Raw genomic sequence first — 13,944 nt, forward strand, 5'->3', positions numbered from 1 at the left:
GCGAACATCAGCCAGGGACCGGGGAAGCGATGGTCAGCCGGTGACCGTGAACGGCACGGTGACCGTCGACTGGCGGCCGTCGGCGGCGGTCGCGTTGACCCGTACCGTCGTGGCCGCGTTGCCGATGGCGTTCCAGACCTCCAGCTTGACGCAACCGTTCGCCAGCGCGGCGAACCCACCGGTCGCGGTCTTCACCCCGGCAGCCTGGGTGTACGTCTCCGTACCGACGACCGGGTCGGTGGCGAAGTAGTTGTACGTCTCCACCCGGCTGTAGTTGCCCGACCCGGTGAAGTCGTACGACACCCGTGCCTGTACCGCCGCGCCGACCGCGCCGCCCGCGTCCACGTACAGGCTGAACGCGGTCGCAGCCGAGTTGTACGCACCGGTCAGCCCGCAGACCGTGTGCACCACCGGGTTGTGCGGGGTGCCGTCCCAGTTGCCGTTGGCCGCCGCGATGGTGGTGGTGGCCGCGCCGGTGCCGGCGGTTGCCGAGAGCGCCCCGCCGGAGCGGACGTAGAGCAGGTTGGAGCGGGTCACAGGCGGCGTCGGGGTGACGGTCGTCGGCGGCGGGGTCGTCGGTGGTGTGGTCGGAGGGGTCGTCGGCGGCGTCGTCGGCGGGACCGTCGGGGTGCCGGTGGGGTTGCCGATGCCGCCGTTGGCGTTGCCGCCGCTCCAGGTGAACGCACCCGTGGTCGCGGTCTTGCCGGCGGCCACGGTCAACGTCCGGCCGTCGGAGAAGGTCACCGTGATCGGGTTGCGGGTGATGTTCGACGCCACGTACGTCCGCGCGCCGTTCTTGGTGTAGACGGCGTACAGCGGGGTGTTGGCGGTGACCGTGGTGTCCACCTGCCCGAGCGCGGCCAGGTTACGCAGCCAGTGGAAGGTGTGCGCCCGGCTCTCACCCTCCTCGATCGCGTACGTCGGGTTGGCCCGGAAGCTGGCCAGCGCGGCGTCCGGTTCGGCCATCGCCCGGAACGACCAGAGCACGTCCTGCCACACCGTCGGCGGACCACCGTTGTTGGTGACCAGCTCGTTCCAGTTGGTGGTGACGTACGCGGGCTTGTAGCCGAGGTAGTTCGAGCCACCGGTGATCGGCAGCATGTTGATGCCCTGGATCATCTCCGGCTCACCGGAGAACCAGGTGGCGTACGCGCCGCCGTCGCCCCAGACCATGCCGACCGTCTTGTGCGCGAACGCGGCCGGGAAGTTGCTGTCGGCCGAGTCGAACCAGTACTCCTGGATCGCCTGCGCCTGGGTGGTGTAGATGAACAGCCCGGCGTCGCGTACCGCGGTGTTGCCGGTGGCCAGGCCCCACTGGATCAGGGCGGAGGCGAAGTTCATCCCCTCCGAGGAAGACTCCTGGTTGTTGCCGGCCATGAACGAGCCGTGTCCGGACGCCCAGTCGTGCCCGGCGAAGATGTCGAAGTCGCGCAGGAACGGGAACATCGGGTCGTTGCGGTCGGGGCTGTTCGCGTCCCGGATCAGCAGGTTGACCATGCCGCCGTACTGGGCACCGGTGGCCCAGGTCGGGTCGAACTTGGCCAGCGTCGCCGCGGCGGCGATGTAGTAGCCGTAGTGGAAGTGGTGGTCGTTGAGTTCCAGGTCGGACCCGTACGAGGCGGGGTAGCCGACGAGCGTGCCCCAGGCCTGGTCGTAGTGGAACACCCGGGCGGTCTTGCCCGGCGAGGCGGTGAACCAGTCGTTGAGCCGGGTACGGATCGCGTTGAGCAGCAGGTCCCGCTGGGCGGTCCGGCCGAGCTGGTCGGCGATCTCGGCGAGCCGGGCGGCGCGACCGAGCCCCTTGCCGGTCCAGTAGGTGTCGTTGCCGAACCCGGCCAGCGGGTCACCGGTGGCGACCTGGTCCAGGTAGCCGCCGAGGGTGGCGAGGTCGGCACCGCTGGAGGTGGCGACCGCCGGTATCTCCGGCAGCACACCCTGGTAGCGGATGTTGGTGCTGAACGACGTCGCGCCGACCAGCGTCTTCATCGGACCGCGCGGCGAGATGTACGTCTGCGCGATCGGGGTGCCACCGGCCAGGTTCTTCCAGTGGTGCGGGTAGAGCGAGACGACCGTACCGCTGCCGGTGCCCTCACGGGCGGTGGTGGTGAAGCCGTAGGTGGCGGTCACGGTGCTGGTGGAGGCGTTGAAGCCCCACGAGACGCGGGTGCCGGTCACGTGGTTGTGGGCGTACTGGCCGTAGCTGGCCAGCAGGGCGGTGCGGTCCGCGGCCGAACTGCTCGGCGTGGTCGGCAGCACCGCCACCGAGAAGTAGCCCCGGCCGGCGAGGGTCGAGGTGACCGTGTTGCCGCTGACCGTCCAGGTCGCCCCGGTCGGCGCGTACGCGACGTAGTCGTGCCCGCGTACGGTGAAGCCGAGCCGGCCGGCGGTGTTCGACCAGACGGTGGGAGTGCTGGTCAGGCTGAGCTGGGCGTTGCCGCCGGTGGCCTGTGCGTACACGAACGGCAGCCCGTGCCCGACGGTCGCCTTCAGGGTCCTGGTCCCGTCCGACCAGTACGGCGTGACGGTCCAGTCGGTCCAGCCGTCCACCTTGACGTCGGGGGAGTTCAGCCCGGTCACGCCGAGGGTGAAGTCGGCGTTGTAGGTGTAGTGGTACTCGCCGGGCCCGGTCGGTGAGCCGGAGATCCCCGCGGTGGTGGTGTACGAAACCCCGAGCCCGCCGGCCACCGGGTCGTACGACGCCGGGTGCGCGTGCAGCGGCTCGGAGTACGCGCAGTCGAGGCGCTTGAACAGCAGCGAGGACCACCAGTCGTTGGTGGGGATCGCGCCGGCCGGCGCGTTGGCGGTGACGTACCGCCGGGGGTTGGTGGAAAGGTCGGCGCAGCCCGACGGCGGTGCCGCCCCGGCCGGCCGGGTGGTGGCGTAGCTGCCGGCGCCGAGCGGGTCGGCGCCCGCACCACCGGCTATGGCAAAGGTGAGCCCGCTGGCCACGAGCGCGACGGTCGCGCTGGCGGCCAGGAGTCGGCGGCGCAGGTTCTGGTGGGCCGGTCGCGGCCGGGTGTCCGGTTGGCCGCCGTCGTCGGGTACGACGTGGCGGAGGGACAGGTTCATGGTGCCTCCGGTCGGGGGACGGTCGTGCGCCTAAGGTTTCGCGCACATTAAGGGGGCGTTGCGTCAGAGCATCAGAGATGGTGGCTGCTGTCAATGTCTCGCCCCGTTCTTTGCGGGAGTACCGGTTCGGGAGGGGATCTCTGTTGACACTGTGCGGGGTAGCGGGCTAACTTTGAGAGAGCGCTCTCACGACCCCGCCGAGCGAGGTGGGAGCCTCGCTCGGCGGGTTACTCAGAGCTAGTAAAAGAGCGCTCTCTGCCATGCGCCCCGCTGCACCGGATGCGCCGGGGGCACTATTCGACGTGTACGGAGAATGAATCGGACGGCATTTCGGCCGCTCATTCCCCTTGGGCAAGAAGTGATCCGAAAAACCTTTCGAAAAACTGTTATCGGATCACTCGTCGCCGGTCGTCCGCGGTCAGCCGCGTCCGGCTGCCGCCGGTGCGTGCCGCTCCACCGGGTCCGCGCGAAGCTGCTCGGGTCGGCGCAGCGCGGTGAGCGTGACAACGAGGGCGGCGACGAGCAGCCCGGCACCGACCGTGAAGGCCAGCCGGTAGCCGCCGGTCAGCGCCACCGCCTCGCTCGCGCCCCCGGCCAGCAACCCGTCCGTACGCGTGGCCGCGAGGGTGGAGAGCACGGCGACCCCCAGCGCCATGCCGATCTGCTGGGTGGTGTTGAACAGTCCGGAGGCGAGCCCGGCGTTGTCGTCCCCCGCCCCCGACATGCCGAGCGCGGTCAACGCCGGCAGGGCGAGCCCGAAGCCCGCGGCGAGCAGCATCACCGGCAGCAGGTCGGTGACATAGTCGGCGTGCACCGGGATCCGGCTGAGCCAGCCGAGCATCCCGATCAGCAGCAGGATGCCGGCCAGCAGCACGTTCCGCTCGCCGAAGCGGCGGTTGAGCCGGGCGGAGACACCGAGCGAGACCGCGCCGATGACGGTCGCCGCCGGCAGCATCGCGAGGCCGGTTGCCGCGGCGCCGTAGCCGCGTACGCGCTGGAGGTAGAGGGCGACCAGGATCTGGAACGAGAAGAGCGCCGCCACCATCAGCACCTGGACCAGGTTCGCCCCGGAGACGCTGCGCGACCGGAAGATCCGCAACGGCATGAGCGGGTGCCGCGCGGTCGCCTGACGGACCACGAATCCGGCGAGCAGGGCGGCGGCCAGCGCACCGGAGCCGAGCGTACGGGCGGAGGTCCAGCCGTACTCGTCGACCTTGACGACGGTGAAGATGCCGAGCATCAGCCCGGCGGTGACCAGTACGGCACCGGTGGCGTCGGCGCCGGCCGCCAGCCCGAGCCCACGCTCGGCCGGCAGCACCCGCAGCGCGACCACGAGCGCGGCGAGCCCGATCGGCAGGTTGATGAAGAAGATCCAGTGCCAGCTCAGCGAGTCGGTGAGCAGGCCGCCGAGCACCGAGCCGATCGACGCGCCCGCGGCACCGGTGAAGCTGAAGACGGCGATCGCCCTGCCCCGTTCGGCGGGCTCGACAAAGAGCGTCACCAGGATGCCGAGGCTGACCGAGGCGCTCATCGCGCTGCCGACGCCCTGGCCGAACCGGGCCGCGATCAGCACCCCGGGTGAGGTGGCCACACCGGCCAGCAGCGAGGCCGCGGTGAACACCGCGATGCCGGTGAGGAACAGGCGCCTGCGGCCGACCAGGTCGCCCAGCCGTCCGGCCAGTAGCAGCAGGCTGCCGAAGGGGACCAGGTAGGCGTTGACCACCCAGCTCAGGCCGGTGGGGGAGAAGCCCAGGTCGGCCTGGATCGCCGGCATCGCCACGGTGACGATGCTGCCGTCGAGGATGACCATCAGCATCCCGGTGGCGATGACTCCGAGAGCCAGCCAACGGGTTCGGGGTAGGGGATTGGACACGTCGGTCCTCCTGTCGTACGGACGTACTCGTACCGGGCAACAGGAGGACCGTAGCAGATAGTTTTGTTAGAGACGATCTGTTAGTGAGCTAATTCGTGTGCTGGTGCGGTGGGCTAGTTGCCGCGCTGGCGGGCTCGGCGTACCGGCTGGGGGTGCTCGGCCGGACTGGCAAGATGCCCGGTGACCAGGCGATCCAGGGCGCGCAGGAAGGCCTTGCGCTCGTCGGCTGGAAGGGCGCCCAGTGCCTCCTCGTGCACCCGGTCGACGATCCGCTGACTCTGCTCGGCGACCCGCGCCCCCTCCGGCGTGACCGCGATGATCCGGGCCCGCCGGTCGGTGGCGGAGGCCCGGCGCTCGGCCAGCCCCGCCTTCTCCAGCGCGTCGACCGTCACCACCATCGTGGTCTTGTCCATGTCGCCCAGTTCGGCGAGCTGGATCTGGGTCCGCTCCTCTGCCAGGGCGTGCGCCAGCACGCAGTGCATGCGCGCGGTGAGCCCGATCTCGGCGAGCGCCGCCGCCATCCGGGTCCGCAGCACGTGGCTGGTGTGGTCCAACAGGAACGACAGATCCGGTTCGGTCCGGGTCGGTGCCATCGCGGTCATGTCGACCAGCATAGCCAACTCGATCCGTGGCAGATCATCCAATAACAGACTTATCGCGTGGTCTTGTCGGTGCGGCTCAGGCGGGCGGGCCGAAGGGCGGTGCGGCTCAGGCGGGCGGGCCGAAGGGCGGTGTGGCTCAGGCGGGCGGGCCGAAGGAGAGGGCGAGGCGGACCGCGGCGTCGCGTAGCGGGGTGAACCGGCGGGCCTGGGCGACCCGGCCGACCCGGTGCGAGAGCCGGGCCAGCCGCTGGGTCGGCCGGCGACGCAGGTTGTCGTACTCGGCCAGGCCGGCGGCGATCGAAGCGGCGCCGGTCAGGCACCGTCCGAGCGTCACCGCGTCGACCAGTGCCTCCCCGGCACCCCGCCCCAGATCGGGGGTCATCGCGTGGGCCGCGTCGCCGATCAGGACCACGTTGCCGTCGAGGTAGCTCGGCAGCGGCGGGGTGAGCTGGTAGAGGTCGTGGCGCAGGATCTCCGCCGGCCGCAGCCGGCTCAACACCTGTTGTACGCCCGCGTGCCAGTCACCGAACCTGGCCCGCAGCGCCCCCGACTCGCCCTCCGGCGAGCGTCCGCCCGGCGGGGTCAGCGCGGTGGCGTACCAGTTGGTCCGGCCGTCCTCGCGCGGGGTGATGCCGAAGCGCTGCCCGCGGCCCCAGGTCTCGTTGACCGCGTCGGTCGCCCCGTCCACGGTGCCCCGCCAGGCGGTCGCGCCCACGTAGCGGGCCGCGCTGCCCGGCCCGAAGATCGCCGTACGGGTACGGCTGAACACGCCGTCGGCGGCCACCATCACGTCGAACCCGGTTCGGTACGCGGCCAGGTCGGTCACCGGGCTGTCGAAGCTGACCGTCGCGGGGGCGAGCGCCCCGGCGAGCAGCCCGAGCAGGGCCGGTCGGGAGATCAGGTACACCGAGTCGCCGCTGCGTCGGGCCATCGCACCCACGTCGAGGCGGGCGATCCGGCTGCCGTCCGGGCGCAGGAAGTTGCCGTGGTGCTGCCGCGCGCCGCGCTGACGTACGTCCTCGCCGAGGCCGAGGGCGTCGAGGGCGCGCAGCGATGCCGGCCACATGCCGAGCGCGGTGCCGGTGCCGACGAGGGAGGGTGCCTTCTCGAAGACCCGTACCGTCCAGCCGGCCCGCTGCAACATGATCGCTGTCGCGAGTCCGCCGATGCCGCCGCCGATGATGCCCGCTCGTTTTGTCATGGGCGGACCGTACTACGGCTGTAGTGGGATGTCACTACGGCTGTAGTGAAACTGACTACGGGCGTAGTCCGTTAGGGTGAGCGGATGTCGTCCCGGCAGGACCAACTCACCGACGCCGCCATCCGCGTGCTCGGCGGACAGGGGCTGCGCCAGCTCACCCACCGGGCCGTCGACGCCGAGGCCGGGCTGCCCGCCGGATCCGCGTCCAACCACTTCCGTACCCGCGACGCCCTGCTCGGTGGCGTGGTCGCCCGGCTGGCCGCGCTGGACCGGGCGGACTGGCAGCGTACGACCGGCGCGGTCCACCCCGCCGACCTCGACGAGCTGGCCCGGTTGCTCGCCGACTTCGTGCGTACGGCGGTCGGTGCCGGGCGGTCGCGTACGGTCGCCCGCCTCGCCCTCTGCCTGGACGCCGCGGTCCGCCCGCAGTTGCAGGCCGACCTCGGCCAGGGCAACGCTGAACTGGTCCGCTGGGGCGCACCCTGGCTGCGCGCGGTCGGCTCACCGGACCCGGAGCGACACTGCCGGCTCATGCTCGACCACATGGACGGCGTGATCATGCACCAGCTCGCCTTCCCCGACCCGGCCTTCGACCCGACCCCCGGACTGCGCCTCCTGCTCGGCGCCATCGCACCCCCGCGCGCCGCCCTCCCCTGATCGGCCGGCAGCCGGCTACGTCTTGTCGGGCAAGTTTCTGTTGCGCCGCCGCCCCCGCCGAGTCTCCTGAACAGGAGGGGCCGGTTGGTCCCCTCCCGGTCGACCCGGTTCCGAGCCGACCCGGTCCGAGCGAGCGGAGGAACCACCATGCCGGTTGCGGGAACCGCCGGTCCGGATGTCTGACCTCCGTACCCCCGGGCGGCACAGCACCGACGCCGCAGAAGTCGACCGCGGACCTGCGCCCGAGCGGGAGTACGCGCCGGCCCCGGCGAAGGAGTACGCGCCCGAGTACGCCCTCGCGCGGCAGCGCGCCGGACATCGCCCCACCCTGCCCGGCCGGTACGACCGCGCCGACCCGGCGAGCCGCCGTACCCGTCCCGGAGCGTCGAGGCAGGATGCCCGCTCCACGCCCACCGGCGACCGCCCGGCTCCGACCACCGCCGACGGCCACCGACCAGCATCATCCACCGATCACCTGACACCGCGTCCCGTCGGTGCCGACGCACCACCCGCCGCCGCCCGCGAGACAGCTTCTCCGGCCGGGCGCGGATCGGGGTCCCCTGCCGGTCGTTCCGAACCGGGGTCTGGTCCGGCGGCGGGTTGGCGGGGTGGCCACCGTCGGCCGGCCGGTCGGGGGGCGCGGATCGGCTCGATCGCCGCCGTCGTCCTCGGCTGGCTGGTCGTGGTGCTCGTCGCCCCGCACCTCAGCGTCGGTCCGGGCTGGCGGTCGTTCGCGCTCTTCTGCCATCTGGCGTGCCTCGTGGTCGGCTTCGGAGCCGTACTCACCGTGGACTGGTTCAGTTTGCGCTGGCTGCTGCGCCGGGAACGGCTGGGCACGGTGCTGGGCATGGCGCACGGGGTGCACGTGCTGATCTGGCTGGGGCTGCTGGGGCTGGTCGCCAGCGGTGCCGCACTGCGCCCCGACACCTCGTCCGGGCTGGTGCAGCTCAAGCTGCTCGCCGTACTCGCGGTGGGGATCAACGGGCTGTTCCTCGGCCGCGTACGCGACCGCCTCGCCCGCGCCGGTGACAACCCTCTGCCCTGGCCCGACCTGCTCCCCGGTGCCCTGGCCGCGACGGTCAGCCAACTCGGCTGGTGGACCGCCACCCTCATCGGGTTCTGGAACGCCAACCACTGACCCGCTGCCCCCTCCCCGCCGCCGAGGAGGGGGCAGCGCAGTGGTCAGTTCACGGAGAGGTGGACGTGGTTGGTGTGGTTGCTGGAGGGGTCGCCGCCGCCGTTGTAGGCCTTCCAGCCGCTGCCGGGTAACCAGATCTGCTTGAACCAGATCACGTAAAGCACGCCGAGGCGGCTGGCGTTCTTGACGAAGTACGCGGCGAGGTTGTCGCCGTACGTCTTGTCGCCGCCGGTGGCGACGCCGCCGAAGCCGCCCTTCTCCGCCGCGAAGTCGCAGGCCCGGCCCTTCGGGTGTTCACCCGAGCCGCCGGTGCGGTGGCAGGAGACGAAGCGGGTGAAGCCGGCCGCCTTGGCCTGGTTCATCGCGTTCAGGGTGCGCGGGGTGATGCAGCCGGTGGTGGTCGGGTCGTTGACGCTGCACGACTCCTTCGGCCACGACCCGTCCGAGTTGCGCGGCGCGGGCTTGGCCGTGGCGGCGGTGGTGGTGCCGGTGACCCCGGGGCTGGAGCCGCCGCTGCCGGCCGCGGCCAGCGCTCGTTCGGCCTGCTGCTTGCGCTTGGCCATGATGTCGAGCTGCTTGCGTTGTTCCCGGATCTCGTTGTCGATCGCCGCCTTGGCCCGGGCCTCCTTGTCGCGTACCTCGATCAGGTTGCGGAGCTGGCGGTCCTCGTTCGCGGCGACCGTGCCCAGCGACGCGGCGCGGTCCAGGAAACCGTCCGGCGAGTTGCTGTTGAGCAGGGCGGTGAGCGGGCCCAGCCGGCCGGTGCGGTACGCCATGCCGGCCAGTTCGCCGACCGTCTGGGTACGGGTGACCAGCTCGGCCTCCAGGGTGCCCAGGTGCGCGGCGAGTTGCTGCTGCCGCTTGGTGGAGTTGTCCAGCGCCGCCTGGGCGTCGAGATAGCCCTTGGCCGCGACGTCGAGTTGCTCCCGGAGGCTGTCGCTGCCGCCCTCGTCGTCGGTGCCGCCGGGGGCGGCGGCGAGTACGGCGGTGCGCGTCGCAGCGGGTGCGGCCAGCGCGGCGGCGGGGGTGAAGGCGCTGGCCAACAAAGTGAGGGTGACCGCGATCGCGGTGCGGACCGCGCGCGGATAGCGGGGTCGTACGGGCGCCAACAATGGCATTCGGTGCACGTCCTTCCGTCAGCCGCCGACCGGGTTAGCTGACGGGTTCGGGACGGAAGATCCCTACCGCTGACGCGGATGCACCCCAATGACGCGATGGTTCCCCGGCTCGCATGTGCGATTAGGCGACGGTCACCGCAGGCGCCGGAGGGCGCCGCCCGGCGGAGACCGGAGCCGAGCCTACCGGCCGGGTCCAGTACGGACAGTGTTGGCTCGTCGGCGTCGGCTAATGAATCGAAATGATATGCCGGATATAAACTGAAAACTTCACCCGGTCGGGGGACAAAATTTAAGGACGAGGAAAGCGAAGAGTGGTCGGGTTGCGGGTGCCGGTAAGGGGCAAGCCGGCTGGAGGTGCGTACCGGATCGGGGTTCACCAGTCGGCGGGGCCGCAGTTCTCGGTGGCGCTGCCGGGCTCGACCTGGAGGGTGGCGTGCGCGATGTCGAAGTCGTCGTGCAGCGCCCCTCGGGCGGCGGCCAGCACCGCGCCGACCTCGGCACCGGCGGAGAGGGTGAGGTGCGCCGAGGCGACCTCCATGCCCGAGGTGAGTGTCCAGACGTGCAGGTCGTGCACGTTGGCGACACCCGGTACGGCACAGAGCCGGGCCGCCACCGTGGGCACGTCGAGGTGCTCCGGCGCGGCCTGCACCAGGATCCGGATCGCGGCTCGGGCCAGTCGCCACGTCCGGGGCAGGATGAACACGCCGATCGCGACCGCGACCACCGGGTCGGCCCACCACCAGCCGGTGTTCGCGATCACCAGCGCCGCGACGATGACCCCGGCCGAGCCGAGCATGTCGCCGAGCGCTTCCAGGTAGGCGCCGCGCAGGTTGATGCTCTCCCGTGCCCCGGGGCGCAGCAGCGCGAAGGCGACCAGGTTGGCCAGCAGGCCGAGGATGGCGACCACCAGCATCGGCCCGGCCAGCACGGTCGGTGGGTGGTCCTGGCCGAACCGGCGGGCCGCCTCGACCAGCACGTAGATCGCGACGCCGAAGAGCAGCACCGCGTTGGCCAGCGCCGCGAGCACCTCCAGCCGGTAGAGGCCGAAGGTCCGCTGCGGGTCGTCGGTGGCACGCCGGGTCGCGGTCATCGCGGCCAGCGCCATCCCGATCCCGAGTACGTCGGTGAACATGTGCCCGGCGTCGGAGAGCAGGGCCAGTGAGTCGGTGGCCAGGGCGGCGACCGCCTCGACGACCATGAACACGACGAGCAGCCCGAAGGCGAACCAGAGCCGTCCCCGGTGCCGCTCGGCGGCGCGCATCGCCTGCGCGCCGTGGTCATGACCCGCGCCCACGCACACACCCTCCGTCGCCGGTCCCACTATGGCCCAACATATGCTGATATCGCAATGTGTGCCAGCGGGTTGGACCGGAACCGGCACCGGGGGAGCAGGGCGGCTCAGCCCTCGTTCGCCATCGCCGCCACTATCGGTGCCCGGCTCGCCCGGCGGGCCGGCAGCAGCCCGGCCAGCACCGCCGCGCCGCAGGCCAGGCCCGTGCAGAGGGCGAGCTGCCCCACCGGTACGACCGGCAGCCCGTGCCCGTAGCTGCTGATCAGTCCGAGTGCCGCGGTCCAGCCGACGCCAACCCCCAGGGCGATCCCGGCCAGCGCGCCGACCAGCGCGATCAGCGCCGCCTCGGCCAGCAGCAGGCGACCGAGCTGCCGCCGCGACAGCCCCAGCGCCCGGAGCGTGGCCGATTCACGGGTACGTTCGAACACCGACAGCGAGAGCGTGTTGCTGATCCCGAACAGCGCGATCAGCACCGACATGCCGAGCAGCGCGGCGAAGATGCCGAGCAACTCGTCCAGCGAGGCCGACAACGCGTCCGCCTGGTCGGCCGCACTGCTCAGCCGCACCACCGGGTACGCCCGCAGCAGCCCGTCCAGCGCCTGCCGGCCGGCTGCCGTACCGACGCCGGGGGCCAGGTCGATCAGCAACTGGTTCGGCGCGCCGGCCCCGTACGCGGCGGTGAACTGGCCCCACTCGACCAGCGCCGCCCCACTCGTCGGCGCATCGTCGTAGAGCGCGACCACGAGCAACGAGCCCGACCCGTCCGCGCCGCCGGTCGGGCTCCCGACGGCGGTGGCGTTCGCGGTAGCCGTGGCGCTCGCAGTGGCGCTCGCAGTGGCGTTCGCGGTGGCCGTGGCGCTCGCGGTGGCGCTGGTTCCCGCGGTGTCGGTGTCGCTCGCGGTGGCGGGGAGGCCGAGCGGGAAGCGGTCGCCCAGGCCGAGGTTGCGGGCCTGCGCCACCCGGCGGTCCAGGGCGACCGTGCCCGGCCGCAGGTCGGCCAGGTCACCCTCGGTCACCTCCGGCCGGATCGGCCCGCGCAACTGCTCCGGCGGCACCGACCAGACCCGGACCTGCGGGTCCGCCGGTGCCGGCGCCAACCGGACCTCGGCCACCGTCGCGAACGCCGGGTCGGCCCGGAGTACGCCGGCCAGATCCGCCGGCAGCGCACCGCGGGTCACCCCGGGTGTGCCGTCGACCCGGGCCCGGTCGAGCACGAAGTCCACCGGGAAGTTCTCGGTCAGCTCCCGCCCGGTCTGGTCCCGGGCGGTCTCCAGCAGCACCGCGAACATCGACATCAGCGCCACCCCCACGGTCAGCGCCATGGTCGTCGCGGCGGCCCGGCGGGGGTTGCGCCGCGCGTTCACCACCGCCAGCCGGGCCACCGGTCCGAACAGCCGCGCCGGCAGCCACCCCAGTACGCCCACCGCGCGCGGCACCAGCAACGGAGCCGCCACCACCGCCCCGAGGAAGACGATCATCCCGCCGCCGAGCACCAGCGGCAGCCCCGGGAAGGCCATCGGCACCCCGATCATGATCGCCAGCAGGCCCGCCCCGGCCAGCCCGGCGGCGACCAGCAGCCGGACCCGTGCGCGTCGACCGGTCGAACCGCGCAACTCGGCGGTGGCGCTGCCGTGCAGCGCGGCCAGCGGCGGCACCCGCCCCGCGCCCAGTGCCGGTACGAGCGCAGCCAGCACCGCCACCAGCGTGCCGAAGCCGATCGCCACCGCCACCGTCGGCCAACGCACCACCGGCGCGTGCAGCGGGATGTCGGTCGCGACCAACTCCCGCCCCCAGATCAGCCCGTAGCCGACCAGCAGACTCATCGCCAGCCCGCCCAGCGACGCCAGCAGACCCAGCGCCAGCGCCTCCAGCAGCACCGAGGTACCGACCTGGCGGCGGGAGGCGCCGACGCAGCGCAGCAGGCTCAGCTCTCGTACCCGCTGGGCGGCCAGGATGGCGAAGGTGTTGTAGATGACGAACGCCGACACGGTCAGCGAGACCAGGCCGAACCCGATCAGCACCGCCAGGAAACCGTCGACGTACTTGCCGGCCTGTTCGGCAAGCTGCTGCCGGAGCCGGTCGCCGGTCAGCACCACCAGGCGCGGGTCACCGGTCACCTGCGCCACCCGGCTGGCCAGCGTCTGCGGGTCGACGCCCGGCTCGGCCCGGATCACCACCTGGGCGTACCGCTGGGTGCCGGTCAACCGGGTCAGGTCGGGTTCGGCCAGCGCGGCCACCGGGGAGCCGCCGAAGAGGCGGTTCACGCCGAGGTCCAGCACCCCGACCAGGGTCAACCGGTGTGGCGTACCGGCCTGGTCGAGCAGGGTCACCGGGGCACCGAGCGTGAAACCCGTACCGGCCACCGTGGTCTTGTCCACCGCGACCTCACCGGCCGCCGACGGCAGCCGCCCCGCCGCCACGTCGTACGGGGCGAGCGCCGCCGTACCGGGCAGGGACAGTCCATAACCGACGTGACCCTGCTGGGTCAGCAGCCGGCCGTCCCGGTCGAGCAGGCCCAGCCAGGCGATCACCCGACCGTCCACCTCGGCCACCCCGTCGACCGCCCGGATCCGGTCCACCGTCTCGGCCGACACCAGCGTCTCGGCGGGCTCCACCACCACGTCCACGTTCCGGGCCGACCGGGCCAGGTCGTCGTAGAAGGCGGCCCGGGCGGTGTCGCCGTAGACCAGCGTGCCGGCCAGGAAACTGACCCCGACGACCACCGCGAACGCGGTCAGCACCAGCCGTACGGCATGGGCCCGCAGCCCGGCCACGGCCAGGCGCAGTAGCGGCCAGCTCACCCCGACCAGCGTCCCGTCATCGGCCAATGTTCCGTCATCGGCCCAATGCTCCGTCACCGGCCGTCCGTCCCGCCACGTCCGGATGTCCCGTCCCTTACAGCCGGGCAGCCGGACTGACCCCTCTGCTGCCCGGTACTGCTTCGCTGCCGGTTGCCGCCCTGCCGTGCGGTGGCGACCGGCGGATCGAGCGGGCA

Annotated in this window: 9 protein-coding genes and 1 riboswitch; of the genes, 2 read left to right on the forward strand and 7 right to left on the reverse strand. The window is 72.1% G+C overall.

Going from position 1 to position 13,944, the window contains the following annotated elements:
- Positions 1–33 precede the first annotated feature (33 nt).
- From AB0J90_RS03965 to AB0J90_RS03980, 4 genes are all read right to left on the reverse strand, one after another.
- Positions 34–3,069: a glycosyl hydrolase gene (locus AB0J90_RS03965; RefSeq protein WP_363591898.1), complete on the reverse strand. Its 3,036-nt coding sequence runs from the start codon at positions 3,067–3,069 to the stop codon at positions 34–36.
- 418 nt (positions 3,070–3,487) lie between these two features.
- Positions 3,488–4,942 carry an MFS transporter gene (locus tag AB0J90_RS03970; protein WP_363591900.1) on the reverse strand — a complete coding sequence of 485 codons (1,455 nt, stop codon included), beginning with the start codon at positions 4,940–4,942 and terminating at the stop codon, positions 3,488–3,490.
- A 113-nt stretch (positions 4,943–5,055) separates the two neighbouring features.
- Complete coding sequence (locus AB0J90_RS03975; RefSeq protein ID WP_363591902.1) at positions 5,056–5,544, reverse strand: MarR family winged helix-turn-helix transcriptional regulator; 489 nt, start codon at positions 5,542–5,544, stop codon at positions 5,056–5,058.
- Between the two features lie 136 nt (positions 5,545–5,680).
- Positions 5,681–6,745, reverse strand: coding sequence for an FAD-dependent monooxygenase (locus AB0J90_RS03980; RefSeq protein ID WP_363591904.1), 1,065 nt, complete (start codon positions 6,743–6,745; stop codon positions 5,681–5,683).
- 84 nt (positions 6,746–6,829) lie between these two features.
- Between AB0J90_RS03980 and AB0J90_RS03985 the strand changes: the two genes are divergently transcribed.
- Together AB0J90_RS03985 and AB0J90_RS03990 are read left to right on the forward strand one after the other, a co-directional pair.
- Complete coding sequence (locus AB0J90_RS03985) at positions 6,830–7,402, forward strand: TetR family transcriptional regulator (protein ID WP_363591906.1); 573 nt, start codon at positions 6,830–6,832, stop codon at positions 7,400–7,402.
- Between the two features lie 175 nt (positions 7,403–7,577).
- Positions 7,578–8,540 carry a hypothetical protein gene (locus AB0J90_RS03990; RefSeq protein ID WP_363591908.1) on the forward strand — a complete coding sequence of 321 codons (963 nt, stop codon included), beginning with the start codon at positions 7,578–7,580 and terminating at the stop codon, positions 8,538–8,540.
- Positions 8,541–8,584: 44 nt separating this feature from the next.
- Here AB0J90_RS03990 and AB0J90_RS03995 read toward each other — a convergent pair whose 3' ends face one another.
- The 3 genes from AB0J90_RS03995 to AB0J90_RS04005 all read right to left on the reverse strand — a co-directional run bounded on the left by AB0J90_RS03995 (position 8,585) and on the right by AB0J90_RS04005 (position 13,807).
- The gene (locus AB0J90_RS03995) at positions 8,585–9,658 is read right to left on the reverse strand and encodes a hypothetical protein (protein WP_363591910.1); all 1,074 of its coding nucleotides are present in this window, start codon (positions 9,656–9,658) and stop codon (positions 8,585–8,587) included.
- A gap of 7 nt (positions 9,659–9,665) precedes the next feature.
- Positions 9,666–9,796, reverse strand: a riboswitch (cyclic di-AMP (ydaO/yuaA leader).
- A 235-nt stretch (positions 9,797–10,031) separates the two neighbouring features.
- Positions 10,032–10,919 carry a cation diffusion facilitator family transporter gene (locus AB0J90_RS04000; RefSeq protein ID WP_363592181.1) on the reverse strand — a complete coding sequence of 296 codons (888 nt, stop codon included), beginning with the start codon at positions 10,917–10,919 and terminating at the stop codon, positions 10,032–10,034.
- A 137-nt stretch (positions 10,920–11,056) separates the two neighbouring features.
- Positions 11,057–13,807 (reverse strand): FtsX-like permease family protein, encoded by a 2,751-nt coding sequence (locus tag AB0J90_RS04005; protein WP_363591911.1) that lies wholly within the window; start codon positions 13,805–13,807, stop codon positions 11,057–11,059.
- Positions 13,808–13,944: the final 137 nt, after the last annotated feature.

Source organism: Micromonospora sp. NPDC049523 (assembly GCF_040676775.1).
Taxonomy (GTDB): domain Bacteria; phylum Actinomycetota; class Actinomycetes; order Mycobacteriales; family Micromonosporaceae; genus Micromonospora_G.